This is a genomic window from Neoaquamicrobium microcysteis (genome assembly GCF_008180155.1).
In the GTDB taxonomy this organism is placed as follows: Bacteria; Pseudomonadota; Alphaproteobacteria; order Rhizobiales; family Rhizobiaceae; genus Aerobium; species Aerobium microcysteis.
Genome location: NZ_VSZS01000068.1, coordinates 319,926 through 345,527 on the forward strand (window position 1 = coordinate 319,926; position 25,602 = coordinate 345,527).

A 25,602-nucleotide genomic window follows, 5' to 3' on the forward strand; every position below is an offset into this window, starting at 1 on the left:
GCTATGCGCCGCTGCAAAGCCTATGCGCGCGGTCTTTCGCGTTGATGGGCGCGATCGTGCGCGACTAAACGTGCCGCCTCTGCGATGCGGCCCGCCCTCCCCGGTCGGAATACGCGTTCTCGGACAATCTGCGCGATGGCGAAGCCCGCCGGCCTGGCACCAGGCGGTCACGCCTGCGCGCGATCAGCCAACCCCGGATCAGGACGACCATGCTCATGAAGGCATTCACCTTTCTTTTCATTCACCAGCTGCGGCTGCACAGCGACGGCATTCCAAGACAGCCGGCGAGGGCGCGCATATGAGAGCGCTTCTGATAGCGGCACTCTGCGGCTCGCTTGCTGCATGCAGCCAGACGACGGCAACGGTCGACGCTGAAGGCGGGCATCACACGCCCCGGCAGGCACGTACGGCTGCCGCGGCACACCCCAGCCAGACTGCCGCTGCCGCCGACGAGTGCGACAAGGCCATCCAGAACCAGACCAATGCTGCGATGCTGGGCGGCGCGCTCGGTATGGCGGGTGCGTTCGGCGGTTTCGGCGGGCGCGGCGGAGCCATCGCGGGGCAGGTCGCATCCACGGCGGGCGGCGCGATCGCCCGGTCTCAGTCCGCGCAGGCGCGCGCCAACGTCATGCACCAATGCCAGCAGCGGTACGCGTCGTGAGCAGAGATCCTATGAAGATGATGATCGCGGCGTTTCTCGCCGTGGTCGCTTCTCTCTTTCTGGCATCCTACGCGTCAGCCTTGTCCAGCAGCGAAGCAGGCTCGGTGGTCGAGGTGCTGGAACGGCTGGTCGAGGAGCATGGCGAGCCGGTCTACTACGACGAAGAGGCCGCCGACGAATGGTTCGAACTGGACACCGAAGCCCTTATCCCCGCGGCGGGGTTCTCGCGCGAAAGCTGGAGAAAGGCCTATGGCAACAGCCTCAAGGGCTTGATGGCGTCCGTTCCGGAGGCGGAATTCGAAGCCGTGTTCGCGGGGCTTGAAGACAACGTTACCAGCATCCAGGGCCTTACAGCGGAGCAGAAGCGCGAAGCCGTCTCCGATCTGCGTGCGCATGTGGACCGCGCCCGGGCGCTGCGGGCCGAAGGCGCAAGCCATGTCGATGCCCTCGCCCCCTACGCTGAACGGCTTCGCGCCCTGACCGATTTCTAGGCTTCCGAATACAGGCCGAGGGTACGGTCGGCCTGGGCGTCCCGTCTGGTCAACGGGGCGCAGAGGCCTTCGCGTGGGGCCGCGCGAAGGCCTCGTTACCTTGCAGGGCAGCGGTACGCGACATATCTGCGTTTCAGACCGCAGGTGAGCCATGATCCTCGAAGCCGCTTCCGCAGCAGCCAGCCGGCTGCTGACCGCCGAGTTCCGCGCCGTCTTTTTCAAGACGCTGGGCCTGACTGTGCTGGCCTTGATCGGGCTGTGGTTCGGTATCACTAGCCTGTTCGAGGCGTTTGCCCTCCCGCCGCTTCAGGAGATGCTCCCGGACCTGCCGGCGTGGGCCGGGTGGATAGGGCTTCTGGCTGCCGTGTTCGCCGGGCTCGCACTGGCGCTCGGGCTTGGCCTGCTGATCGCACCGGTAACGGCCATCATCGCAGGCTTCTTCCTCGACGATGTGGCCGAGATAGTGGAGCGCGAGGACTATCCGCTCGATCCGCCTGGCCGCGCCCTTTCGATGACCACGGCGGCTTTCGTATCGGTAAAGTTTCTTTGCCTCGTGATCGTGGGAAACCTGTTCGCGCTGCTGCTGTTGCTGATACCGGGCGTCAACATCGCGGCGTTCTTCATCGTGAATGGCTATCTGCTCGGCCGCGAATTCTTCGAGTTCGCCGCTATGCGCTTCCGCACCGAGGCCGAAGCCAAGGCGCTGCGGCGCAGGCATGCCGGCACCGTATTCATCGCGGGGCTGCTGATTGCGGCGGTCCTTTCGGTGCCGATCGTCAACCTGCTGACACCGCTATTCGCTGCCGCCATGATGGTGCACCTGCACAAGATGGTTTCGGCCAGGGAAGACGGTGTGCCGCTCGCGATGGCCGGCTACCAACGCTGAACGCGGCCTCCCCCCCTTCATCCGCTACTGTCCCTGCCAACGCCGGATTGACGAACGGCTAAATCCGCGATATCCAATCTTGACATTGTCAATTTAACGGATACGCGCAATGATCGACCTCGTTCTCGCCGTTCTCCATCATCTGCTTGTGTTCACCATCGTCGCGATCTTCGCGATCCAGATGACGATTGTGCGTCCTGGCCTCGCGGCTGGCGGTATCGCGAGACTGGCGCGCTTCGACGGCGCCTATGGCGGTCTCTCGATGGCCGTGATCGCAGTCGGCTTTGGGCGAGCGATCTGGGGGCTTCGCGGGTGGGAATACTACTCGACCTACTGGGTGTTCTGGGCCAAGGTCGGTGCGTTCATCCTCGTCGGGCTTCTCTCCATCCCGCCGACATTGCGGTTCCAGCGCTGGCTGCGCGCTGCCAAGGCCGATGCGTCCTTCGTCGTGCCGCAAGAAGAGATCGGGGCCGTGCGCCAGTGGCTGCACCGCGAAGGCCTGGTCCTGATCTTCATCCCGATCCTCGCGGCCATGATGGCGCGCGGCATCGGCTACTAGACGACCACCTCATCGAGGGTCTCGATCGGCACCAGAGGCGCGGGGATCGCAGTCGTCTTTTCCGAAGACTTGCAGATATCGGCGATCACGCAGGCCGGGCAGTCCGGCTTGCGTGCCTTGCACACATAGCGTCCGTGCAGGATGAGCCAATGATGGGCATGGCGCATGTACTCTTCGGGTATGATCCGCACGAGCGTATCTTCAACCTGCTCCGGCGTCTTGCCCGGCGCCAGCCCGATGCGATTGCCGATCCGCAGGATGTGCGTATCAACCGCCATCGTCGGCTGCCCGAAAGACATGTTCAGCACGACGTTCGCGGTCTTGCGGCCGACTCCGGGCAACGTCACGAGTTCTTCGCGGGTTTGCGGCACCTCGCCGCCGAAATCGTCGATCACCGCCTGAGAAAGCGCGATCACGTTCCTGGCCTTGTTGCGCCAGAGGCCGATGGTGCGGATGTGCTGGCCGACCGTCTCCTCGCCCAGCGCCAGCATCTTTTGTGGCGTATCGGCGATCTCGAACAGTGCCCGCGTCGCCTTGTTCACGCCGGCATCGGTCGCCTGCGCTGACAAAACCACCGCAACAAGCAAGGTGAACGCGTTGACGTGCTCGAGTTCTCCCTTCGGCTCCGGCCGCTGGATCGAGAAACGGCGGAAAATCTCGGCGATTTCGGCACGCGTGTATGCCGTCAGCCGTCGGCGCCCGGATATGGGGCGCCGCCGCGCTGAAGCAGGCGCGTCTTTTTTGATCTTGGGCTTTTCCATGCGCACTCTATACTCTTGGCCATGGCCGAAACGAAAGCCGCAGACGAACCGTTTTTCCATGCGCTGCTGACGCCCCACCGTTCGCTCGGGCGCACCGGCTTCATCGTGCTGATGAGCGTTCTGGGCGTGATGTGGCTGGGCACCGGCCTGTTCTTCCTGTCGATCGGTGCGTGGCCGGTCTTCGGCTTTTTCGGCCTCGACATGCTGGCCATCTACATCGCCTTCAAGCTGAACTACCGTGCTGCACGTGCGCGCGAGGAGGTGTCGGTGTCGCGCTCCGCGCTCGACATCCGCAAGGTCGCGCCCTCGGGAACGGTCGAGGCGCATCGCTTCAACCCGTTCTGGACGAAATTCCGGGTCGCCCGGCACGAAGAGATCGGCATCACCGGCATGGCGGTGGAGGGTGAAGGCAGGCGCGTGCCGATCGGCGCGTTCCTCAACCCGGACGACCGTGAGAGTTTCGCGACCGCGTTCGGCCACGCGCTGGCGACGGCGAAAGCCGGCTGACAAGGCAGGAATCGGGTGGCGAAACACACGCCCGATGGCGATATTGGCGACAAGGAGATATTGCCATGAACGCCCAGTCAGCAATCCTGCAACGCGACATCACGCCCACCGGCGACGACTACGAGGTCGTTCGCAGCGCCATCGAGAAGATCAGCCTCGACTACCGGGACCAGCCGTCGCTGGAGCAACTAGCCGAAGAGGTCGGAGAAACGCCGACGGGCCTCCAGAAGCTGTTCACGCGGTGGGCCGGCCTGTCGCCCAAAGGCTTCCTCCAGGCGGTGACGCTCGATCACGCCCGCCGGCTGCTGGACGACGGCCTTCCGCTGCTCGACGCCGCCTTCGAGGTGGGCATGTCGGGGCCGGGCCGTCTGCACGACCTGTTCGTCACGCATGAAGCCATGTCGCCCGGCGACTACAAGAGCCGCGGCAAGGGGCTGACGATCCGTTACGGCTGCCATCTGTCGCCGTTCGGCATGGCGCTCGTCATGGTTACGGATCGTGGGCTGGCTGGCCTTGCGTTCTGCGACCATGGAGACGAGCGGGCTGCCTTCGAGGATATGTCCGGACGCTGGCGCAACGCGACCTATGTCGAGGACCTTTCGGCCACCGCCCCCTACGCCGCGCGCATCTTCGACCCCGCGCGCTGGAGGGCAGAAGAGCCGCTGCGCGTCGTGCTCATCGGCTCCGATTTCCAAATCCGCGTCTGGGAAGCGCTGCTGAAAATTCCGATGAACCGGGCACGCACCTACTCATCCATCGCCAGCGAGATCGGCAATCCAGCCGCCTGCCGCGCGGTCGGCGCGGCGGTGGGCGCAAATCCGGTCTCCTTTGTCGTGCCCTGCCACCGCGCGCTCGGCAAATCCGGCGCACTGACGGGCTATCACTGGGGGCTGACGCGCAAGCGGGCGATCCTCGGTTGGGAGGCCGGGCAACTGGCAGGCTGAAACGGCTTACGGCAGCCCACGAAATCGGCTAGAGCCTCCTGAAGATGCATTCGGAGGCTCATTCGTGATTATCGTCATCGGCTCCATCAATCTCGACCTCATCGCGACAGTCGACCGCCTGCCGAAGCCGGGCGAAACAGTGCCTGGCGACGGGTTCTCGACCGCGCCGGGCGGCAAGGGCGCGAACCAGGCGCTGGCCGCCAGGCGCGCGGGCTCGGAGGTTCGCATGGTCGGCTCCGTCGGCAAGGATGCATTCGCGCAGGAAGCGCTTTCGCTGCTGGCCGAAGGTGGCGTCGATCTCCTGAGCGTGCGCGAAGCGCATACGGCCACCGGCATCGCCGTCATCCTCGTCGAGGAAAGCGGCGAGAACGTCATCGCCATCGTGCCTGGAGGCAACGGCACCGTCGCTGCGGGAGACGTCGCCGCGGCGGCCCTTGCCGGGGACGACGTGCTCATGCTCCAGCTCGAGGTGCCCATCAAGGCGGTCAAGGCCGCCCTTGAAGCGGCCCGGGAGGCCGGTTCGATCTCGATCCTCAACACCGCGCCATTCATGCCGGAGGCGGCCGACCTTCTCGCGATGGCCGACTACGTCGTCGCCAACGAAACCGAGTTCGATCTCTATGCCGAGGCGCTGAAGCTTTCGGGCGATGACCGCGAAGCAAGGATGATCGACTTCTGCACCCGTACCGGCCGCATCATCGTCGTCACGCTGGGCGCGGACGGCGTGGCGGCTGCAACGCCTCAGGGCGTGGTTCGGGCAACGGGGCTGAAGATCACGCCCGTCGATACGGTCGGCGCGGGCGACACGTTCTGCGGCTATCTGGCCGCTGGTTTCGATGCCGGTTTGTCGCTTGAGGACGCACTGCGGCGCGCGGCGGTGGCCGGCTCGCTGGCGTGCCTGAAGTCAGGCGCACAGCCTTCAATTCCCATGGCGGCAGACGTCGACGAAGCGTTGGGCGCGTAGAGCCCGCGCCTATTCGCTCTCGCCGTCGAGCGCGGCAATCGAGACGCCCGCGATTTCGGCCGCCGTCAGCCTTGCGGCGCCTGCCCGGGCGATACGCAGCATCAGCGCCTTGCGCGTGGAGGCGGCGAGCCGGTGCTCGGGCGCATCGCGCAGGATTTCCGCGCCGTAGCCGTCAGACAGGATGAACCCGCATTCGGGCGGGAATATCTCGGCCGGCACGTCCGGATGGGTCGCGAAGAAGAAGCGATCGGAATGAAGCCTGTATTCGGGCCATTTGCGATCGACGCGGAAATCCTCGATCGACGACTTGATCTCGATGATCCAGATGTCGCCCTTGCGTGTGAGCGCGACGAGATCGGCCCGCCGACCGGTCGAAAGGCAGATCTCGGGAATCACAACAGCGCCCATCTCCAGCAACAGGCGCTGGACGCCGCGGCGCACGACCATGGCGCGCTCGGACTGGCGTCCGTCGGCAAGGGGGTTGACGAGAATCGGCGACACGATGGGCATGGCCTACATTGCCACCAAAACCCGGCCTGTTGAACAGTGCGCCAGAGACCTCCTGCCCTCTCCCGCCATGGCGAGGCGCATCACAGGTTTCCCGCCAGACGCAAAGAGGCAAAGCGCCGCCCTCTACTGGCGAACCCGCAAAAAATGTTGCCGATTTACCATATCGTCGCAGTAACCATCGGTTGCCGATGCTGGAGCCCCATTGCGCCACTTGGCAACAAACGAAAGCTGAGCGAAAGAGAAAGTGACGAAAATGCGGCTCGAATCGGGCGGCAAACGACAGAGATCGCAGGAACGGGCATGCACAGACGGCAGTTCTTGATTGGAGCCACGGCGCTGGTGGCGGTGACCGCACTCGCAGGGTGCACCACCGGCGGGATGAGCGTTTTCACCGCCGAGTATGGGTCGGTGAAGGACGCCGGGTATCAACTCCCGCAAATCCCGATCGCGAAGGTGCCCCGCAAGTATCATCGGCAGATCGTCAAGTACGACACCGCCGAGAAGGCTGGGACCATCATCGTCGATACGAACGAGAAGTTTCTCTATTACGTGATGCCGGAAGGCCGGGCGATGCGCTACGGCATCGGCGTCGGGCGCGAAGGCTTCGAATGGTCGGGCACGGCGCGCATCGCCATGAAGCGCGAGTGGCCGACATGGACGCCGCCCGCAGAAATGATCCGGCGCCAGCCCGAGCTGGCCAAATGGCGGGGCGGACAGCCCGGCGGCCTGCAAAACCCGCTCGGCGCGCGGGCGCTCTATCTCTTCAACGCGCGTGGCGATACGGGCTACCGCCTGCACGGCACGCCGGAATGGAATTCGATCGGCCATGCGATGTCCTCAGGCTGCATCCGGCTGATAAACCAGGACATCATTGACCTGTACAACCGCGCCGAAAACGGCGCGAAGGTCATCGTGGTGTAATGCGGACCGTCTAGGCAACACCGACGTCCAAAATGCAGAAAACCGGGCGATACGCCCGGTTTTTTGTTGCTGTCTGTAGTGTCCACGGCGTTTTCGGCCTTACGAAATCTGCTCGACCTGCTGCACTTCCGGCACGAAGTGGCGAAGCAGGTTCTGGATGCCGTGCTTCAGGGTGGCCGTCGAGGACGGGCAGCCAGCGCACGCGCCCTTCATGTGAAGGAAGACCGTGCCGTTCTCGAAACCGCGGAAGGTGATGTCGCCGCCGTCCTGCGCCACTGCGGGGCGAACACGCGTATCGAGCAGTTCCTTGATGGTGAGAACGATTTCCTCGTCCTCCTTGTCGTAGAACTCCTCGCCGGCCTCGGCCGCACGACCATCGCCCGCATGGGTGGCCGATGCCATGACCGGCTGGCCCGACATGAAATGCTCCATGATCGCGCCGAGGATTGCCGGCTTGAGGTGCTGCCAATCCGGGTCCTCCGCCTTGGTGACGGTCACGAAATCATAGCCGAAGAAGACGCCGACCACGCCCGGTACGTCGAACAGGCGTCCGGCAAGGGCGGAAGCGGCACGTGCCGCCTCGGCATCGCGAAAATCGGCCGTTCCTTCTTCCAGCACCACCTTGCCCGGCAGGAACTTGAGCGTTGCGGGATTTGGGGTGGCTTCGGTCTGGATGAACATCGCCGTTCTCCGTTCGTACAGTTTGGAATAATTCTAAATAGGCCTAACGGCCGTGGACTGCAAGCGTCAATCTTGCTGTGATATGGGGATCGAACCGCCCGGCTGCAAATGCGCGCGCCTATGCCAGGCTTTCGATATCCTCGTCCGAAAGGCTCATCGGCACGACGGTCACGGGAATGGGGAATGCGGCTCCCTTGCCCGCGACGGAGGCGACCAGCGGGCCTGGCCCCTCCTTGGCGTTGCCAGCGGCGAGAACCAGAATGGCGATGTCCTGATCGTCTTCGATGAGCTTGTGGATTTCGTCGGCCGGCAATCCCTCGCGGATCACGAGTTCGGGCTCTATGCCGATCTCTTCGCGCACCTTGACGGCATGGGCGTCAAGTGCTGCGGCAGCGGCGGCGTTCGCCTCCTCGCGCATGATCTGCTCCACGCCCAGCCAGTGCTGGAAGTCGCCCGGCTCGATCACGTAGAGCAACACCACGACCCCGCTGGTGGAGCGCGCGCGGCGCGCGGCATAGGCGATGGCGCGCTCGGCCTCGGGCGTATCGTCAACGATCGCAAGGAACTTGCGCCGGTGACCGGCCTCGCGGATCAGACGTTTGGAAACCATCGACTCTCCCGACCCGCATCGTGTTGCGGAGGCGCAATCTGCCACTGGACGCGGCAACGGGCAAGCCGCGTCGCGTCAGCGCTTTCATCAACGGGTCAGTCGGCCAGCAGGCCGATGATCTCACGCACGGTCTTCATCGTGCCCTCGGCGATGGTCCCTGCCCGTTCGCCACCATCACGCAGGACACTGTCCACATAGGCCGTGTCGGCATAGATACGCCTCATCTCGGCCGCGATCGGAGCTAGTCGATCGACGGCCAGGTCCGCCAGCGCCGGCTTGAACACGGAGAACTGCTGCCCGCCGAACTCGGCGATCACGTCCTGCCGGCTGCGCTCGGCGAGCGCAGCGTAGATGCCGACGAGGTTGTCCGCCTCCGGCCGCTCCTTCAGGCCGTCCAGTTCGGACGGCAACGGCTCGGGATCGGTCTTGGCCTTCTTGATCTTCTTGGAGATCGTGTCTGCATCGTCGGTCAGGTTGATGCGCGAGAGATCCGACGGGTCGGACTTCGACATCTTTTTGGAACCGTCGCGCAGGCTCATGACGCGCGTAGCGGGGCCCTCGATCAGCGGCTCGGTCAGCGGGAAGAAACCGCTGACGTTTTCCTCGCCCATCTGCATCTCGACGCCCACGCCCAGGCTGGCGATCTTCCTCGAGAAATCGTTGTTGAACTTCGCGGCAATGTCGCGGGTCAGCTCCAGATGCTGCTTCTGGTCGTCGCCCACCGGCACGTGCGTGGCGCGATAGACGAGAATGTCGGCGGCCATTAGGCTCGGATAGGCGAGAAGGCCGAGCGACGCATTTTCGCGATCCTTGCCGGCCTTGTCCTTGAACTGCGTCATGCGGTTCATCCAGCCGATCCGCGCTACGCAGTTGAAAACCCATGCCAACTCTGCGTGCTGCATCACGCGGCTCTGGTTGAAGACGATGTGCTTCTTCGGGTCGATGCCGGCTGCAAGGAAGGCGGCGGTGATCGAACGCGTCTGCGCGGGCAGATCGTCGTGCACCAACTGCGCCGTAATCGAGTGCAGGTCGACCACGCAGTAGATGCAGTCGTGACTTTCCTGCAGGGCGACAAACTTGCGGATCGCACCGAGATAGTTGCCGAGGTGGAGATTTCCGGTCGGCTGCACGCCGGAAAAGACGAGAGGCTTGAAGCTGTTCATGAAAAACGTCCGGGGCTGGTGGAGGGCCTCGTTTCTGGCGAGGGCGTCAATCGCGAGGGGCTGATAGCGCGATGGTCGGGCGCCATCAAGGCGCATTTTCGTCCGTGGTTGCAGGGGCGGCCGCGCCGGGCTTTCGCTTCATGCTGCGCATGACCTGCCGGAAGTCCGCGCCGCCGGTGCCGAAGGCCAGCGCGAAATAGACGATCATGCCGCATCCTGTCAGCAGCGCCAGCGCGCCGATCTGCTCGATCAGGCTGGCATCGGGACCCAGCCACGGCTGCAGGAAGCCGGCTCCGAACCAGAGTGCGACGGCCATCAGCGCCGAAGAAAGAACCAGAAGCGGAATGCGCCTCAAGAGGCCGGCATCCCGACCCCAGTGGCCGCGCCTGACCAGGATGCCGAACAGCAGCAACGCATTGATCCACCCAGCCGTCGCCGACGCGACCGCGATGCCCGGCGCCCCCATGGAGGGAAACAGCAGCAGTGCTATGGAGATGTTTGCCGCGACCGAGATGCCGGCGAAAATCATCGGCGTGCGCGTGTCCTCCCGCGCAAAATAGCCGGGCGTGAACGCCTTGATGAGCACGAATGCCGGCAGACCCAGCGCGAAGATAGACAGGACAGCGGAGACCAGCACCGTATCATCCGCCGTGAACGCGCCGCGCTCGTAAAGCACCCTGATGATGGGCTCCGAGATAACCAGCAGAGCCGCCGTCGCCGGCAGGGTCAGGAAGAGCACGAACTCGACCGAACGGTTCTGAAGGTTCGACGCCTCCCCCTCATTGCCGGCCCGCAGTGCGCGGGCAAGCTCCGGCAGGAGCACGATGGCGACGGCGATGCCGACGACGCCGAGAGGCAACTGGTAGAAACGGTCCGCCTGCGCCAAAGCAGGCACCGCCCGGTCCTGTCCGGACGCGATGGCGGTGCCGATCAGGGTGTTGATCTGCGTGATGCCGCCGGTGATCGCGGCCGGCGCGGCCAGCCACAGCAGGCGTTTGACGTTCGGGGTCAGGCGCGGCCGGCGGAAGCGCACGCGGATGCCAGTCCGCCGCACGGCGAACCAGACGATGGCCAGTTGCACGAGGCCGGATGCCAGCACGCCCCAGGCAAGGTCGTAGCCGATCTGGCGCTCGTCGCGACCGCTCCACCACGCCCATGCGAGCACCGCGATCAGGATGATATTGAGGAATACCGGCGCGATCGCCGCCGCAAAATAGTGGCGCAGAGAATTGAGCATGCCGGCCATCATCGCCCCAAGCGACATGCACATGAGGTATGGGAACATGATGATGGCGAGCGATACGGTCAGGTCGAACTTGGCGGGATCGCTCGCATAACCGGGCGCGATGATTGTGGCGACCAGCACGGGCATGGAAAGCTGCATCAGCAGCGTCAGCGCTATCAGCACCGAAAACAGGACGCCGAAAACCTCTTCGGAAAAGCGCCGTGCACTGTCCATGCCGTTCGCCTCGATTTCCTTGGCGAAAAGCGGGACGAAAGCCGCATTGAATGCGCCTTCCGCGAATAGCCGGCGAAAGGTGTTCGGAAACAGGAACGCGGCATAGAACGCGCCTGCGACCGGGCCGGTCCCCAGTGCCGCAGCCATCAGCATCTCGCGGCCGAAACCGAGAATGCGGCTCGCCATGGTCCCGGAGGCGACGGTGGCAAATTTCCGGATGAGGCTCATCGGCTGGAGCGCCCCATTACTCGGCCGCGGCCTTGGTAGCGCCGGCGGTGCCGCCATTGCCGCGCTGGGGCTTGTCGCCTTGCATCACCGCGATCAGCCGCTTTCGGATGTTTTCCTGCCGTGTGGGGTTTTCGATCTTCTGTCCGGTCAGGTCGGTGACGTAGAAGGTGTCGATGATCTTCTCGCCGAAGGTGGTGATGTGCGCCGAGGCGATATCGAGAGACAGATCCGAGATCGCGCCGGTGATTTCCGACAGCAGGCCCGGACGGTCCAGCCCCTTCACCTCGATGACTGAAAACCGGTTCGAAAGCGCGTTGCGCACCTCCGCCCGCGGTTCGACGCGAAACGTCTTGGCGCCGCGACGCGGCTTGGTGCGCTTCTCGATCATCTCGGGCAGCCAGCTCTTGCCCGACAGCACGTCCTCGATCAGCCGTCCGACGCGCTGGGCCCGGCGGCGCTCGTCCTCGTCCATGTCGAACTCGCGCGAGATCAGGATCGTGTCGAGCGCGCGGCCGTCGGCGGTGGTGAAGATTTGCGCATCGACGATGTTCCCTCCCGCCGCCGCGCACGCACCCGCTATTACCGACAAGAGGCGCGGATGGTCGGGCGACAGCACGGTTATCTCGGTCACCGCCTCGAACTGGTGCGTGCGGACCATGGTGGCGAGCCGCCTTCCCGCCGCATCGGTCTCGCGGATGAAGCCCGCATGACGAACCTGGTCTGCAAGGTCGACTGTCAGCAGGTAGTTATCGTAGTGCAGCGCCAGATAGCGCTTGCGGTCCTTCTCGGACCAGTCTGCCAACGCTTCGGCCAGAAGCGTGCGCGCCTCCTGCGCGCGCTGGGCGCGGGTGACCTCCGAGAAGCCGCCGGTGAGCTGCAGCTCGGTTTCGTAGTAAAGCGTGCGAAGGAGCTGGCCCTTCCAGCCGTTCCAGACGCCCGGCCCCACCCCGCGTATGTCGCAGACGGTCAGCACAAGCAGCAGCTTCAGCCGCTCCACGGACTGCACGATGTCGGCAAAATCCTGGATCGTCTTGCGGTCGTTCAGGTCGCGCGTCTGCGCCGTCATCGACATGAGAAGATGGTGTTCGATCAGCCAGGCGATCGTCTCGGTGTCGGAGGCCGAGAAGCCCATATGCGGGCACAGGCGTCTTGCGATCTTCGCACCGGCTTCGGAATGGTCTTCCGGTCGCCCCTTGGCAATGTCGTGGAAGAGCACGGTGACGTAGAGAATCTCGCGCAGCCGCCGCAGGCCCGGCAACAACGAATGCGACAGCGGATGGATCGCCTCGGCATCGCCGTGCTCGATCTCCGACAGCACGCCGACGCAACGGATCAGATGCTCGTCCACCGTATAGTGGTGGTACATGTTGAACTGCATCATCGCGACGATCTTGTTGAAGTCGGGGATGAGCTTGCCCAGCAGCCCCGCCTCGTTCATCCGGCGCAGGTTGAGCTCCGGGTTGCGGTCGGAGGTCAGGACATCCATGAACAGGCGGTTTGCCTCCTCATTGCGTCTCAGGTTGCGGTCCACCAGCTTCAGCGACCGCGTCAGCAACTTCAGTGCGTCAGGGTGGAACTCCAGCCCGTGCCTGTCGGCAAACCAGAACAGCCGGAGAAGGTTGACCGGGTCGCGCTCGAACACCTGCTCGTCGGCGATGTTGATGCGATGATTGTCGACGATGAAGTCGCTGGTGCCGGCCAGCTTGCGCTTCCGACGCGAGAAGTTGAGGAAGATGCGGTTGAAGCCCGGCACGTGCTTGGCCTGCTCCTCCTCCAGTGCGGCGCAGAAGATGCGCGTCAGGTCGCCCACCGTCTTGGCGGTGAGGAAGTAATGCTTCATGAAGCGTTCGACCGACGACAGGCCCGGGTGGGTGGTGTAGCCCAGCCGCTCGGCGATATCGCGCTGGATATCGAAATGCAGCCGCTCCTCGGCCCGGCCGGTCAGGAAGTGCATGTGGCAGCGCACCGCCCACAGGAAGTCTTCCGCCTTGCGGAACTGCAGGTATTCCCGGCGGGTGAAGACGCCCTTGCCGACCAGCTCTTCGGCCGTCCGGACCCGGTAATAATATTTGCCGATCCAGAACAGCGTGTGCAGGTCGCGCAGCCCGCCCTTGCCTTCCTTGACGTTGGGCTCGACCAGATAGCGGCTCTCGCCGCCGCGTGCGTGGCGCTCGTCTCGCTCCGCCAGCTTGGCTTGCACATATTCAGGCCCGGTATCCTTCACGACCTCCTGGTCGAAACGCTCGACCAGCGTGTCGTAGATCCTCTCGTCGCCGGTGACGAAGCGTGCTTCGAGAATGGAGGTGCGGATGGTCACGTCGGTGCGCGACAAGCGCATGCATTCGTCGAGGTTGCGCGTCGCGTGACCGACCTTGAGCCCCAGATCCCACAGCAGGTAGAGGATGTATTCCACCACCTGCTCGCCCCACGGCGTCTGCTTGTAGGGCAGCACGAACAGCAGGTCGATGTCGGAGCCCGGCGCCAGCGTGCCGCGACCGTAGCCGCCGACCGCAACCACCGTCATACGTTCGGCCGAGGAAGGGTTCTTGGACTGATAGACGTAGCGGGCGGCGAAGTCGTAGAGCGCGCGGATCACCTCGTCCATGAGGTGCGACAGGCGGGCGGCACATGCGGTGCCGCCACCGTCGGCCATCAGCATTTCCTCGGCGCGCGTGCGGCCCTGCGCGATCCGGTCCTTCACTAGCTGGAGCAGCGCCGCGCGCACGGACGGATCGGCGCCGTCTTTGCCTGTCGCAAGCGCGCTCATCTCGCCACGCAGCGACGCGCCGTCGACGATCTCTTCAAGCTTCAGGGGAATCTTCGCCATGCCTGCCGACTTGCTTCAACGGCGGCGTCTATAGCGCGATTTGTGTGGCTTGGGTATGGCCGCCTTGCGGTCTCACGCCGCGACGATGTCCAGCCCCGCCTTCTTCTTGCGCTCGGCGAGCGACACCGGCTGCGGCGTCATGAACGCGACGAAGCCGCCAATGTCGAGCGGACGGGAAATGAAGTAGCCCTGCACGTAGTCGATGCGCGCCTGCATCCGGCGCAGCAGCGCCAGTCGCTCGGCCGTTTCGACGCCCTCGACCACCATCACGCGCCCCGTCGCCTGGATCATCTCGACGGCGTGGCGCAGCATCTGTGCCATCATCGAGTTGTCGGGCGCCATGGCAAATGCGCGGTCGAGCTTCACGCCGTCCACCGAGAGGGCGGCGAGGTTCTGCATGTTGGAGTAGCCCGTGCCGAAATCGTCGATGTAGGTCTTGATACCCAGCCGGCGCAGAGCCTCGATCTCGCGCTGCGCGTTCGGCGGTATCTCGTCGCTCTCGATGATCTCCAGAACCACGTCGAAACGGTCGGGCTGCGAGGTGAAGCCGGAGAACACGCGCGCCAGCCTGCCGCTGTCGAGATCGCAAGGGAAGATGTTGAAATTGACCTGCAGCCGCTTGCCCAGCGGAAGGTTCTCCGACAATTCCGCACAGGCTTGCCGCGCCACCAGTTCGGTGAAGCGCAGCGTCATGTGATGACGCTCGATCAAACCGATGAAACGATCGGGAAACACGATGCGGTCGTCTATGTCGCGCCAGCGCGCCAGCACCTCGCAGCCGGTTATCTCGCCAGACTCCAGTTCCATCACCGGCTGATAGGCGCAGACGATGGACTTTTGATCGAGATGGCGACGGAAGCGCGCATCGAACGACCAGTAGCGGGCTATGAGCGCGTTGGTCTGGATCATCGCGAGGCTGGCTATCAGAGCTGCGGCCAGAAGTGCGAGGCTGACTGCCCCCTTCTCCGCCAGCACGAGGCTGGCCAGATCTGCTTCCGACGCGATGCAGTGTAACCCGCCCGTATCGCACGACAGTTGCCTTATCCGGCCATTCGCCAGCGCGTCCTCGCCCCTGACGATGCGCTCGTAGATGCCGCGCTCGCCGCCGCGGTGCCACCACCTGCCGTCCGCCGCGAGAAGGATGGTCTGCATGTCGAGCCAGTGCGTGGAGCCGAGCTGGACATTCTGTGAAGGCACCACCGCCGCGAAAGGCTCGCTCAGCGCAATCGTGCCCTTCTCGCCTTGCAGACCCAGGAAACCGAGATCCTTGTCGATCCAGAACACGAGGCCGCGTTCGCCCTGCCGCGCGATGTCCGGCCTGCCGAGATCGACCGCCTCGTCGAAAGCGGCCACTGTCGCCGAGCATTTGGCATGGCCGCCCGGCGCATAAAGAAACTCGTTGAGACCGTCGGGCAGGTAGGCGATGCGGCGCAGCTGGTCGTTGAAGGCGGGCGTGCACGGTTCCGCCGTCAGGTCGGCGTGCATGACATCGAAGGTCGAAAGCAGGTTGGTGCGCAGGCGGATGAAGTGTTCCGCCGCCTGCCTCGCCTCGAAGCGCATCGTCTCGCCCGTACGATGATGCGCATACCAGCCGATCAGGCCGAGCACCATCGCGAAGGACAGCGCCCACACCAGTAGCGATATCAGCCGCCGATGCGCAGCCGATATGAAAACGCTGACGAACTTTGCCATTGAACGGCCCCCCATTCACGGTCGAGTAGGCCATCAAATGTTCAAGCGAGCGTTAATGACGGAGTGCCGTAGCGTAAGTTCCTGTATCGTTGCAGTAGAAGCCTAATCCCGTCTATCGCGGCTTCACCAGCCCCTTGAGCCGGTAGAGAGCTTCCAGCGCCTCTAGCGGTGTCATCTCGTCGGGCTGCAATGCAACCACAGCATCGGTCAGCACCGCGTCGGCCTGCGGCTTCGGCGCCTCGCGTTTCGCCGCTACCGAGAACAGCGGCAGATCGTCGACCAGCCGCGACGCCTTGCCCGATGTCTCGCCTTCCTCCAGCTGTCGCAGGACCGCCCGGGCGCGCTCGACCACCGCTTCCGGCAGGCCCGCGAGCCGCGCGACCTGCACGCCGTAGGACCGGTCGGCAGCTCCCTTGCCCACCTCGTGTAGAAAGACCACGTCGCCTTCCCATTCCTTGACCCGCATCGTCACGTTGTGAAGGCGGGCGAGCTTGTCGGCCAGCGCCGTCATTTCGTGGAAATGGGTGGCGAAGATCGCGCGGCAGCGGTTTTTCTCGTGAAGGTATTCCACCGCGGCCCAGGCGATGGACAGACCGTCGAACGTCGCAGTGCCCCGGCCGATCTCGTCGAGGATCACCAGCGCGCGCTCACCCGCCTGATTGAGGATGGCGGCCGTCTCCACCATCTCGACCATGAAGGTCGAGCGCCCGCGTGCGAGATCGTCGGACGCCCCGACGCGCGAGAAGAGACGGTCGACAACGCCCACCTGAGCCGACGTGGCAGGCACGAAGGATCCCATCTGCGCCAGTATCGCTATCAGGGCGTTCTGGCGCAGGAAGGTCGATTTACCGCCCATGTTCGGGCCGGTCAGCAGCCAGATCGCGCCGTTCCTGCCGTCGTCCCCCGGAGAGAGGTCGCAGTCGTTGGCAACGAACGGGTCCGCGAGCTGGCGGCGCAGTGCCTGCTCGACGACCGGGTGCCTGCCGCCCTCGATCCGGAATGACAGGCTGCCGTCCACCTGCGGCCGGCAATAATTCTCGCTTGCGGCCAAGGCGGCCAGCGCTGCGGCCACGTCGATATCCGCAAGTGCCGCCGCCCCCGCGCGTATCGCGTCGGCGTGCGAGACGGTTTCGGCCAGCAGCGCGTCGAAGATGCCGAACTCGATCTGCAAGGCGCGATCGGCGGCATTGGCGATCTTCGTTTCCAGGCCGGCAAGCTCGGTGGTGGTGAAGCGCATCGCGTTGGCCATCGTCTGGCGATGGATGAACCGCGCCTTGGCCTCATCCGTCCCGTTCATCACGTCGGCGTGGTTGGCGGTCACCTCGATGTAGTAGCCGAGCACGTTGTTGTGCCTGATCTTCAGCGAGCGGATGCCGGTCTCCTCGACGAGATCGCGCTCCATGCCGGCGATCACCCGCCGCGACTGGTCGCGCAGGGCGCGCATCTCGTCCAGTTCGGCGTGATAGCCGGCGCGCACGAAGCCGCCGTCGCGCCTCAGCAGCGGCAGTTCGTCGGCAAGTGCGATGTCGAGGTGACTGCTGAATGTCTTCGGCAAACCGGCCAGCGCCTCGCAGGCGGCCTTGAGCCCGTCCGGCAGCATAGCGCCGGAGAAGACATCGACAACCTGCCGAGCCGCATCCATGCCCGCCCTCAACGCCCCCAGATCGCGCGGCCCGCCCCGGTTCAGCGCGAGGCGCGACAGTGCGCGCGGCATGTCGGGCGCGCCCTTCAGCGCATTTCGAAGCGCTTCGGACAACCGGGTCTCGGCCAGCAGGAAGGAAACGCAGTCGAGACGTGCGTTGATGGCATCCGGATCGGTCAGCGGCGCTGTCAGCCGCTCGGCAAGAAGGCGTGCGCCGCCGCCCGTCACGGTTCGGTCTATGGCCTTGAGAAGCGAGCCGTCCCGGTTGCCCGAGAGCGTGCGTACCAGTTCGAGGTTGGCGCGCGTTGCGGCGTCGATGAACAGGCTCGCACCGGTCTCCTCGCGTTCCGGACGGGCCAGAGGCGGACGCTCTGATATCTGCGTCTTTTCGACGTAGGCGATGATGCCAGAGATGGCGGAAAGCTCGGCGCGCGCGAACTGGCCGAAACTGTCGGGCGTGGCAACGTCGAAGAAGCGTGCGATCCGGCCGGTCGCGGCGGCTGAATCGAACAGGGTCGCTGGCTGCGGATTGGCGATGCGGCCCAGCACGTCGAAGACCGCTCGAAGCCCGGGATCGTGATAGATCGGCTCCGCCAGGATCAGTTCGCGCGGATCGACGCGCAGAATATCGGCGAGAAGCCGGTCTGCCGCGCTTTCCGTGACCTTGAAAGCGCCGGTCGAAATGTCGATCCACGCCAGCGCATAAGTATGATCGGCGGCTCCCTTCACCCGGCCGAGGGCCATCAGATAGCTGGCCTCCGATGGTGCGAGCAGCTTTTCCTCGGTAATCGTGCCGGGTGTGACGAGCCGGACCACGTCCCGCCGGACGACCGATTTCGAGCCGCGCTTCTTCGCCTCGGCAGGGTCTTCCACCTGCTCGCACACCGCCACGCGGTGGCCTGCCGCGATCAGCTTTTCGAGATAGTCGTCTGCGGCATGCACCGGCACCCCGCACATGGGGATGTCCTCGCCCTGATGCTTGCCGCGCCTTGTCAGCGTGATGCCGAGCGTGCGGCTAGCGATCTCGGCGTCCTGGAAGAACAGCTCGTAGAAATCGCCCATCCGATAGAACAGCAGGGAATCCGCGTTGGCCGACTTGATCTCGATGTACTGCTCCATCATCGGCGTCGCACCTGCCGGGGAGAGCGACGGAGCCGAAGCTGCTGGGATGGGCGTCTGGTCGTTCAAGGGCGGATTGCCTTCTGGAGGAAGCGGTTTTCCTGCTTGGCGATTCACGGCGCGCAAGTGTAGCCTTAATCGCTAGGGCTCGGCAAAACTCCACAAGAACGAGCCACCGGGAAGGAAACAGACATCTCATGCCGTTGAAAGACAAGACCGCGGAGGGCGGCCCCTCCGTCAGCCCTCAGGAAGCGCTCGATTTCCACGCCTCGGGACGACCGGGCAAGCTGGAGATAAGCCCCACCAAGCCAATGGCAACACAGCGCGACCTGTCGCTGGCGTATTCGCCGGGCGTGGCGGTGCCGGTCAAGGCGATCGCGGAAGACCCCAGCAGGGCGTTCGACTACACCACGCGCGGCAACATGGTGGCTGTCATCTCCAACGGCACGGCGATCCTCGGTCTCGGCAATCTCGGCGCGCTGGCCTCCAAGCCGGTGATGGAAGGCAAGGCGGTGCTGTTTAAGCGCTTCGCCGACGTCGATTCCATCGATCTTGAGGTCGATACCCAGGACGTGGAGGAGTTCATCAACTGCGTGCGCTTCCTCGGCCCGTCCTTCGGCGGCATCAACCTCGAGGACATCAGGGCACCCGACTGCTTCATCATCGAGCAGCGGCTGCGCGAGATGATGGACATTCCGGTCTTCCATGACGACCAGCACGGCACCGCGATCATCGCTGCAGCCGGCCTCATCAACGCGCTGGAAATCACCGGCCGCGACATGAAGACGGCGACGCTTGTTTGCAACGGCGCGGGCTCGGCCGGCATTGCCTGCGTCGAGCTCGTCAAGTCGATGGGCTTTTCGCCTCAGAACGTGATCCTCTGCGACACCAAGGGCGTGGTCTATCAGGGCCGCAAGGAAGGCATGAACCAGTGGAAGTCGGCCCACGCGATCAAGACCGACAAGCGTACGCTGGCCGACGCCATGGACGGCGCGGACATCGTCTTCGGTCTTTCCGCCAAGGGCGCGTTCAGCAATGCGATGATCCAGTCGATGGCGAAGAACCCCATCATCTTCGCCATGGCCAACCCCGATCCCGAAATCACGCCTGAGGAAGTGGCCGAAATCCGCACCGACGCCATCATGGCCACGGGCCGGTCGGACTATCCCAACCAGGTCAACAACGTCCTGGGCTTCCCCTACATATTCCGTGGCGCGCTCGACGTGCGAGCAACCACGATCAACGACGAGATGAAGGTGGCCGCCGCGCAGGCGCTGGCCGCCCTGGCGCGTGAAGACGTGCCCGACGACGTGGCGGCCGCCTATCAGGGCAACCGCCCGAAGTTCGGCCCAAACTACATCATCCCCGTGCCGTTCGACCCTCGCCTTATCTCGGCCATCCCGGCAGCGGTGGCGCGGGCGGCGATGGACACGGGCGTGGCCCGGCGACCCATCCTCGACATCGAAAAATACAAGCAGGAGCTTTCTGCCCGTCGCGATCCTATCGCCTCGACGCTCCAGCGCATCTACGACCGGGTGCGCCGGCAGCCAAAGCGCGTCGTCTTCGCCGAAGGCGAGGAGGAACAGGTCATGCGCGCGGCCGTCTCCTATGTCAGCCAGAAGCTCGGCACGGCCATTCTCATCGGCCGCGACGACGTCATCAAGGAAAACGCCCGCAACGCCGGCGTTGACCTCAACCGGCCGGGCATAGAGATCATCAACGCGCGCCTGTCTCGCCGCAACGCGGTCTATGCCGACCACCTCTACGAGCGCATGCAGCGCAAGGGTTACCTGTTCCGCGATTGCCAGCGCCTCATCAACAACGACCGCAACCACTTCGCCGCCTGCATGCTGGCGCTGGGCGACGCCGACGCAGTCGTCACGGGCGTGACGCGCAACTACTCGACCGCGCTGGAAGACATTCGCCGCGTTATCGACGCCAAGCCCGGCCACCGCGTCATCGGCGTGTCGATCGCCCTGTGCCGAGGCCGCACCGTTATCGTCGCAGACACGGCGGTACACGACATGCCCGGCTCGCTGGAAATCGCCGACATCGCCGAGGAAGCAGCCGGCTTCGCGCGGCGCATGGGCTACGAGCCGCGTGTCGCCATGCTCGCCTATTCGACCTTCGGCCACCCGGCGGGCGAACGGTCCGCACGCGTGCAGGAGGCGGTGCAGATCCTCGACAAGCGGCGCGTCGATTTCGAGTATGACGGCGAGATGGCGGCCGATGTCGCCCTCAATCCGAGGCTGATGCGGCAATATCCGTTCTGCCGCCTGTCCGGGCCCGCCAACGTGCTGGTGATGCCGGCATTCCACTCGGCATCGATTTCGACCAAGATGCTGCAGGAACTGGGCGGCTCCACGGTTATCGGCCCGCTGCTGGTCGGCCTCAACAAGCCGGTGCAGATCGTGCCTCTCAACGCCAAGGACAGCGACATCGTCAACATGGCCGCGATAGCCGCATACAGCGCGGGGGCATAAGGCGTCTCCCGCCGGCATGCGGGGAGAACTTTCTCCGCCCTGCCGCGTTGAGGCGGGGAATTCTGGTTCTGCGGCAGGGCAAAGGGGTGTGCGGGGTGCTGACGGCTTTCACGATACTTGCCGTCCTTCTGGCAATCGCCACCCTGCTGCCCTTCCTGCCCGTGGCCCACGGGATCGTCCGCGTCGGGGATTTTCCGCGCCAGCAGTTTCTCGCGCTCGCCATTGTGCTGGTCATCCTCGCTCCGCTCACGGTCGACGGCGGGGCGGTCGTACTCGTCCTGGTCGGTCTTGCTGTCGCCGCGATCCAGGCATGGCATATCGTCGAGTTCACGCCGCTGTGGAAACGCGAGACGGCGGATTTCAAGGAGGGTCGTGACAAGGGGCAGGCGATCCGGCTCATCGCCGCCAACGTCAAGATGTCCAATGACCGATACGCTGAGTTCGAGGCCCAAATTGCCGCGCGCGATCCGGATATCCTCCTGCTCATGGAAGTGGACGACAAATGGGTCGATGCGCTTGGCAGCTTGATCGAGCGCTATCCCCACACCGTTCTGCGGCCGCAGGAAAATTCCTACGGCATGATCCTCTGCTCCAGCTTCGAGTTCGCCGACATGTCGGTCGAATGCCTTCTGACCGATGGCGTCCCCTCGATGATCGGCACGATCAAGTGCCCGGACGGCCAATCCTTCCGCTTCTATGCCATCCATCCTGAACCGCCGGTGCCGCACCGCGAGACGGTGGGGCGCGACGGCGAAACCGCGCTGGTCTCGCTCAGTGTCAGCAAGGAGGAGGGGCCCGTCATCGTTACGGGCGACCTCAACGATGTGGCATGGTCGAGCACGACGCGGCGCTTTCGCAAAATAAGCCGTCTGCTCGACCCGCGCGTGGGACGGCGCATCTTCTCCACCTTCGATGCGCGCTTCCCGTTGATCCGATGGCCGCTGGATCACCTGTTCCACTCGCCGGAGTTTCGGCTCAAGCATATGGAGCGCCTGGCGCCATGCGGTTCGGACCACTTCCCGGTGATGTTCGATCTCGTGTTGTGCCCGACAGAAAAGGCCGAATCCATGCCGGAACAGGCTGACGCTGACGATGTCGCCCGTGCGCGCGAACTCAAGCAGGAAGCCGAAAAGCGCGACGAAAAGCCGATCGGGACAGACTGGGAAAACTGACTACCCGGCGAAGCGGTCGGCGTCCGCGCCGTAATAGTTGATGTAGCGCGACGAGATCGTTTCCACCGGCAGAACGATGAACACGTCCGTCGTGCCGAAATCGTGGTCGATGACGCAACCGTCGCCGATCCTTGCGCCCAGCCTCAGATAGCCCTTGATGAGCGGCGGCATGGCAGCAAAAGCGGACCGCATGTTGATCGCCTCGCCCGGCATCAGGTCCATCGGGTGAAAACGGCGTGCCACGGCCGAGACGCGCCACGCGCCCTCCGCCCGGCAGTTCTGGGCGAGGAACGACAGCGCTTCGGCATGCGCCGCGGGCACGGTGCCAGGGAAGGAGGCACAACCGGTCATCACGCCGATGTCGTAGTGGTTCACATAGGCCCAGATGCCCTGCCACAGCAGTTCTATCGTCCGCTTGGACCGATATTGCGGGAGCACGCAGGAGCGGCCAAGCTCCAGAAAGTGCAGGCGCGGATGACGCGCGACGAGCTTGTCGATCTCGAACTCGTCGCTGGAATAGAAGCCGCCCGCTGCAAAGGCGCTTTCCTGCCGCAGCAGCCTGTAGGTGCCCATGATGCGCCGGTGCTCGGGCCCGTCGATCGCGTTGTCCACCACCAGCAGGTGGTCGCAGATGTCGTCGAAGCGGTCCGCGTCGCGGCGGTCCTGAAGGTCGGCCGCCAGCGCCCTTGCGCCCAGCTCTTCATGGAAGACCCGGTAGCGCACCTCCTGCGCCGCCTCGATTTCCTCGAGGTCGCGCGCGAGCCTCACGGTCAGGTTGCCGATGCGGCCCAGCGGCTCGCCTGCCAGCAGCGGGCGCGCCTTTGGCGCGTGTCCAAGCAGGATATCGGGTGCGGCTCGTTCTGTCATGGCATCGCGCATGGCTGATTCTCCTGGCTGCGACCACCGGCACGACCGCCTATACGGTGATACTGCAACAGGACTGTGACCAAAGTCGCATGCGCGACCGGATGGCGCAACCTGACAACGGCCGCGCGACCGGCATTTCAGGCTGTCGTGCGGCTTTCCACCGCATCCACCATGGCCAGTGGATCGACCGGTTTGGTGAGGAAGCCGGTTGCGCCGTGCGCGATCACGCCGTGGCGGGTGCTTTCCTGGCTGTCTGCGGAAAGCACGAGAATAGGCACGGACGGCATGCCCTTGGCCTCTTCGTATTTTCGGATGTGGGCTATCGCGTCGAGGCCATCCATTACCGGCATATGCAGATCCATCAGGACCACATCGTACTGGTGCGCGCCGCCCGAGGCCGTCAGCGCTTCCACCGCAGCCTTGCCGTTGCGCACAACTTCCACGCTGTGGCCCGCCTTCGTCAGCGCAGAGCGCGCCAGCAGGGCGTTGATCTCATTGTCTTCCGCGATGAGGACGGACATCGACCGCGAGACGCGTTCGCGAACCGGCACTTCCGCGACGATCTTGCCGGAGCTCGCCGGAGCGGCAGGCCGGGAAAGCAGCACGCGGACCAGCGTTTCGCCCCGCACCGGGCGCGCAAGGAAGGTGTTGTAGCCGCTGGCTCGATATTCTGCGAGCTGGCCCCGATCGGTCGGTGCGATCAGCGTTATCGCCTCCGAAGGATTGATGCCTGCCTTGCGCAGCCGCTTCAGCATACGGCCGTCCACGCGTTCCATCGCGGCATCCACCAGCGCCACGTCGTAGCTGGTGCCGCGTGCCCGTGTCGCGGCTGCGGCCTCTTCTATCGTGCGCGCGATCTCGGCCTCGCCTCCGTAAGCGACCACGGTCCGCGCGATCGCTTCGGCCTCCATCAAATTGTCGGAGACGATGATGGCGCGGCGGCCCGCCAGCGCTTCCGAAAACCCTGCGGGAACCTCCACGCCACCGGTGACGGGGATGTGGACGGTGAAGGTCGAACCTTCCCCCGGTTCGCCATCCACGGTGATCGAACCGCCCATCGCCTCGACGATGCGCCGCGAGATGGCCAGTCCGAGACCCGCGCCGCCATGTCGCCGCGTGGACGTGCCGTCGCCCTGTTCGAACTCGTCGAAGATGCGCGCGATATCCTGCTGGCGAAGACCGGGGCCGGTGTCGATGACGGCGAAGCGGATGCGCCTCGCAGCGCCCTCGCCGCTGACATCGACATTGACCATCACCCCGCCGGCTTCGGTAAACTTCACTGCGTTGCCGACGATGTTGAGCAGCACCTGCCTCAGGCGGCCGGGGTCGGCAGATATGAGTTCGGGCACCTGCGGCGCGATATGGCAGCCAAGGCCGACGCCCTTTCCGTAGGCGCGCGGGGCGAGCAGTTCCACCACGTTTTCCACCAGCTCGCGCAGGCTGACCGGCTGCGGCTCCAGGTCGAAACGGCCGACCTCTATCTTGGAGTAGTCGAGCAGATCCTCGATGAGCGCCAGCAGCGCCGACGCCGAAGTCGACACTGCGCCCACATAGGTGGTCTGCTCGGGCGTCAGCCTCGTGTCGGCCAGAAGCTTCGCCATGCCCATGATGCCGTTCATCGGCGTGCGTATCTCGTGGCTGACCGTCGCGAGAAAGCGCGATTTTGCCTGGTTGGCGGATTCGGCCCGCTCGCGAGCATTTATGAGTGCGGTTTCGGCGCGTTTGCGGGCAGTGATGTCGCGCGCGATGGCGCGGTGCGACACCGCGTCGTTCTCCTTGTCGCGCACGGAAAGCTCGATCCATGAGAACCATCGCACGCCCGTCTCGGTGCGCACGGCCACGTCGGTCGAGCTCAGGCACTCGCCGTCGGCGAACGCGCCATCCGGTACCAATCCGATGTCGATACCCAGTTCCAGCAGCTTGCGACCCACAAGGGCGTTCGGCTTGCAGTTCAGAAGATCGGAGAGCACGCGGTTGGCATAGACGATGCGCCCCTCCCGGTCGCGATGGACGACGATGTCGCCCAGCGCGTCGATAAGGCCGTGGAAGCGCTCCTCGCTTTCCTGCAACTCCCACATGCGGTCCGCAAGCTGTTCGATCTCCTCGCGGCTTTTCGACGTGTTTTCGTCGAGCATGGAGGTGAGCTGGCGTTCCTTGCGCAGGTCGCGGATCTGAAGAACGAGCGCCGACAGGCCGATCAGGCCGATCGCGGCGGTCACCACAAGCGAGGCGCCCGTGAGATGCGCGATGCCTGCCACGGAGAACAGGGCCGCCACAAGTGCCGGGCGCACCAGCGAGCGGCGTGGCTTGCGCGGCATCTCCGGCACGAGCGGCGGCGTACCGATGCGCAAACGCCGGTCTCCCGCGCGCCGGTCATGCGACACGGCAACGTCGGCAGAGGTTTCGAAGGTATTGCGTTCCACCGTCATCGCCGCAGACCATAGCGGCGAAGGAT

Annotated in this window: 21 protein-coding genes; 10 read left to right on the forward strand and 11 right to left on the reverse strand. The window is 64.6% G+C overall.

Going from position 1 to position 25,602, the window contains the following annotated elements:
• Positions 1-298 precede the first annotated feature (298 nt).
• The 4 genes from FY036_RS22450 to FY036_RS22465 all read left to right on the forward strand — a co-directional run bounded on the left by FY036_RS22450 (position 299) and on the right by FY036_RS22465 (position 2,597).
• Positions 299-661 carry a hypothetical protein gene (locus FY036_RS22450; protein ID WP_148916922.1) on the forward strand — a complete coding sequence of 121 codons (363 nt, stop codon included), beginning with the start codon at positions 299-301 and terminating at the stop codon, positions 659-661.
• 11 nt (positions 662-672) lie between these two features.
• Positions 673-1,152: a hypothetical protein gene (locus FY036_RS22455; protein ID WP_148916923.1), complete on the forward strand. Its 480-nt coding sequence runs from the start codon at positions 673-675 to the stop codon at positions 1,150-1,152.
• Positions 1,153-1,303: 151 nt separating this feature from the next.
• The gene (locus FY036_RS22460) at positions 1,304-2,038 is read left to right on the forward strand and encodes a sulfate transporter family protein (RefSeq protein ID WP_148916924.1); all 735 of its coding nucleotides are present in this window, start codon (positions 1,304-1,306) and stop codon (positions 2,036-2,038) included.
• Positions 2,039-2,147: 109 nt separating this feature from the next.
• Positions 2,148-2,597 (forward strand): DUF2214 family protein, encoded by a 450-nt coding sequence (locus FY036_RS22465; RefSeq protein WP_148916925.1) that lies wholly within the window; start codon positions 2,148-2,150, stop codon positions 2,595-2,597.
• Here FY036_RS22465 and nth read toward each other — a convergent pair.
• Positions 2,594-3,358, reverse strand: coding sequence for an endonuclease III (gene nth, locus FY036_RS22470; RefSeq protein ID WP_148916926.1), 765 nt, complete (start codon positions 3,356-3,358; stop codon positions 2,594-2,596). The two genes, FY036_RS22465 and nth, sit on opposite strands and share 4 nt — an antisense overlap.
• A 21-nt stretch (positions 3,359-3,379) precedes the next feature.
• On the opposite strand from nth, the gene FY036_RS22475 reads away from it, so the two are divergent.
• The 3 genes from FY036_RS22475 (at position 3,380) to FY036_RS22485 (ending at position 5,773) form a co-directional block, all read left to right on the forward strand.
• Positions 3,380-3,865: a DUF2244 domain-containing protein gene (locus tag FY036_RS22475; protein WP_148916927.1), complete on the forward strand. Its 486-nt coding sequence runs from the start codon at positions 3,380-3,382 to the stop codon at positions 3,863-3,865.
• A gap of 65 nt (positions 3,866-3,930) precedes the next feature.
• The gene (locus FY036_RS22480) at positions 3,931-4,809 is read left to right on the forward strand and encodes a methylated-DNA--[protein]-cysteine S-methyltransferase (RefSeq protein ID WP_148916928.1); all 879 of its coding nucleotides are present in this window, start codon (positions 3,931-3,933) and stop codon (positions 4,807-4,809) included.
• A gap of 64 nt (positions 4,810-4,873) precedes the next feature.
• A complete protein-coding gene (locus FY036_RS22485) occupies positions 4,874-5,773 on the forward strand; it encodes a ribokinase (protein WP_148916929.1) in 900 nt (299 codons plus the stop codon).
• A gap of 9 nt (positions 5,774-5,782) precedes the next feature.
• Here FY036_RS22485 and FY036_RS22490 read toward each other — a convergent pair whose 3' ends face one another.
• Complete coding sequence (locus tag FY036_RS22490) at positions 5,783-6,283, reverse strand: MmcB family DNA repair protein (protein WP_148916930.1); 501 nt, start codon at positions 6,281-6,283, stop codon at positions 5,783-5,785.
• Positions 6,284-6,583: 300 nt separating this feature from the next.
• On the opposite strand from FY036_RS22490, the gene FY036_RS22495 reads away from it, so the two are divergent.
• A complete protein-coding gene (locus FY036_RS22495) occupies positions 6,584-7,204 on the forward strand; it encodes a L,D-transpeptidase family protein (RefSeq protein WP_148916931.1) in 621 nt (206 codons plus the stop codon).
• Positions 7,205-7,303: 99 nt separating this feature from the next.
• Here the strand turns inward: FY036_RS22495 and FY036_RS22500 are convergent, their stop codons facing one another.
• The 7 genes from FY036_RS22500 to mutS all read right to left on the reverse strand — a co-directional run bounded on the left by FY036_RS22500 (position 7,304) and on the right by mutS (position 18,694).
• The gene (locus tag FY036_RS22500) at positions 7,304-7,885 is read right to left on the reverse strand and encodes a NifU family protein (protein WP_148916932.1); all 582 of its coding nucleotides are present in this window, start codon (positions 7,883-7,885) and stop codon (positions 7,304-7,306) included.
• Between the two features lie 118 nt (positions 7,886-8,003).
• Positions 8,004-8,495 carry a universal stress protein gene (locus tag FY036_RS22505; protein WP_148916933.1) on the reverse strand — a complete coding sequence of 164 codons (492 nt, stop codon included), beginning with the start codon at positions 8,493-8,495 and terminating at the stop codon, positions 8,004-8,006.
• Between the two features lie 95 nt (positions 8,496-8,590).
• On the reverse strand, positions 8,591-9,658 hold the full coding sequence (trpS, locus tag FY036_RS22510; RefSeq protein ID WP_148916934.1) for a tryptophan--tRNA ligase: 1,068 nt from the start codon (positions 9,656-9,658) through the stop codon (positions 8,591-8,593).
• Positions 9,659-9,743: 85 nt separating this feature from the next.
• Complete coding sequence (gene murJ / locus FY036_RS22515) at positions 9,744-11,345, reverse strand: murein biosynthesis integral membrane protein MurJ (RefSeq protein WP_148916935.1); 1,602 nt, start codon at positions 11,343-11,345, stop codon at positions 9,744-9,746.
• Between the two features lie 16 nt (positions 11,346-11,361).
• Positions 11,362-14,172 carry a [protein-PII] uridylyltransferase gene (locus FY036_RS22520; protein ID WP_148916936.1) on the reverse strand — a complete coding sequence of 937 codons (2,811 nt, stop codon included), beginning with the start codon at positions 14,170-14,172 and terminating at the stop codon, positions 11,362-11,364.
• 72 nt (positions 14,173-14,244) lie between these two features.
• Complete coding sequence (locus FY036_RS22525; protein ID WP_161601186.1) at positions 14,245-15,864, reverse strand: EAL domain-containing protein; 1,620 nt, start codon at positions 15,862-15,864, stop codon at positions 14,245-14,247.
• Positions 15,865-15,976: 112 nt separating this feature from the next.
• Positions 15,977-18,694: a DNA mismatch repair protein MutS gene (gene mutS, locus FY036_RS22530; protein WP_235897768.1), complete on the reverse strand. Its 2,718-nt coding sequence runs from the start codon at positions 18,692-18,694 to the stop codon at positions 15,977-15,979.
• A gap of 128 nt (positions 18,695-18,822) precedes the next feature.
• Between mutS and FY036_RS22535 the strand changes: the two genes are divergently transcribed.
• Complete coding sequence (locus FY036_RS22535; RefSeq protein WP_148916938.1) at positions 18,823-21,108, forward strand: NADP-dependent malic enzyme; 2,286 nt, start codon at positions 18,823-18,825, stop codon at positions 21,106-21,108.
• Positions 21,109-21,203: 95 nt separating this feature from the next.
• Positions 21,204-22,280: an endonuclease/exonuclease/phosphatase family protein gene (locus FY036_RS22540; RefSeq protein ID WP_148916939.1), complete on the forward strand. Its 1,077-nt coding sequence runs from the start codon at positions 21,204-21,206 to the stop codon at positions 22,278-22,280.
• Here the strand turns inward: FY036_RS22540 and FY036_RS22545 are convergent, their stop codons facing one another.
• Together FY036_RS22545 and FY036_RS22550 are read right to left on the reverse strand one after the other, a co-directional pair.
• The gene (locus FY036_RS22545) at positions 22,281-23,159 is read right to left on the reverse strand and encodes a GNAT family N-acetyltransferase (protein WP_148916940.1); all 879 of its coding nucleotides are present in this window, start codon (positions 23,157-23,159) and stop codon (positions 22,281-22,283) included. It lies immediately after the preceding gene.
• Positions 23,160-23,284: 125 nt separating this feature from the next.
• A complete protein-coding gene (locus FY036_RS22550; protein WP_148916941.1) occupies positions 23,285-25,576 on the reverse strand; it encodes an ATP-binding protein in 2,292 nt (763 codons plus the stop codon).
• Positions 25,577-25,602: the final 26 nt, after the last annotated feature.

Excerpts from the sequence above, each read along its gene's own strand:
- FY036_RS22450 (WP_148916922.1), top strand. The coding sequence starts at position 299 with ATGAGAGCGCTTCTGATAGCGGCACTCTGCGGCTCGCTTGCTGCATGC.
- FY036_RS22455 (WP_148916923.1), top strand. The coding sequence starts at position 673 with ATGAAGATGATGATCGCGGCGTTTCTCGCCGTGGTCGCTTCTCTCTTT.
- FY036_RS22460 (WP_148916924.1), top strand. The coding sequence starts at position 1,304 with ATGATCCTCGAAGCCGCTTCCGCAGCAGCCAGCCGGCTGCTGACCGCC.
- FY036_RS22465 (WP_148916925.1), top strand. The coding sequence starts at position 2,148 with ATGATCGACCTCGTTCTCGCCGTTCTCCATCATCTGCTTGTGTTCACC.
- nth (WP_148916926.1), bottom strand. The coding sequence starts at position 3,358 with ATGGAAAAGCCCAAGATCAAAAAAGACGCGCCTGCTTCAGCGCGGCGG.
- FY036_RS22475 (WP_148916927.1), top strand. The coding sequence starts at position 3,380 with ATGGCCGAAACGAAAGCCGCAGACGAACCGTTTTTCCATGCGCTGCTG.
- FY036_RS22480 (WP_148916928.1), top strand. The coding sequence starts at position 3,931 with ATGAACGCCCAGTCAGCAATCCTGCAACGCGACATCACGCCCACCGGC.
- FY036_RS22490 (WP_148916930.1), bottom strand. The coding sequence starts at position 6,283 with ATGCCCATCGTGTCGCCGATTCTCGTCAACCCCCTTGCCGACGGACGC.
- FY036_RS22495 (WP_148916931.1), top strand. The coding sequence starts at position 6,584 with ATGCACAGACGGCAGTTCTTGATTGGAGCCACGGCGCTGGTGGCGGTG.
- FY036_RS22500 (WP_148916932.1), bottom strand. The coding sequence starts at position 7,885 with ATGTTCATCCAGACCGAAGCCACCCCAAATCCCGCAACGCTCAAGTTC.
- FY036_RS22505 (WP_148916933.1), bottom strand. The coding sequence starts at position 8,495 with ATGGTTTCCAAACGTCTGATCCGCGAGGCCGGTCACCGGCGCAAGTTC.
- trpS (WP_148916934.1), bottom strand. The coding sequence starts at position 9,658 with ATGAACAGCTTCAAGCCTCTCGTCTTTTCCGGCGTGCAGCCGACCGGA.
- murJ (WP_148916935.1), bottom strand. The coding sequence starts at position 11,345 with ATGAGCCTCATCCGGAAATTTGCCACCGTCGCCTCCGGGACCATGGCG.
- FY036_RS22520 (WP_148916936.1), bottom strand. The coding sequence starts at position 14,172 with ATGGCGAAGATTCCCCTGAAGCTTGAAGAGATCGTCGACGGCGCGTCG.
- FY036_RS22525 (WP_161601186.1), bottom strand. The coding sequence starts at position 15,864 with ATGGCAAAGTTCGTCAGCGTTTTCATATCGGCTGCGCATCGGCGGCTG.
- FY036_RS22535 (WP_148916938.1), top strand. The coding sequence starts at position 18,823 with ATGCCGTTGAAAGACAAGACCGCGGAGGGCGGCCCCTCCGTCAGCCCT.
- FY036_RS22545 (WP_148916940.1), bottom strand. The coding sequence starts at position 23,159 with ATGCGCGATGCCATGACAGAACGAGCCGCACCCGATATCCTGCTTGGA.
- FY036_RS22550 (WP_148916941.1), bottom strand. The coding sequence starts at position 25,576 with ATGACGGTGGAACGCAATACCTTCGAAACCTCTGCCGACGTTGCCGTG.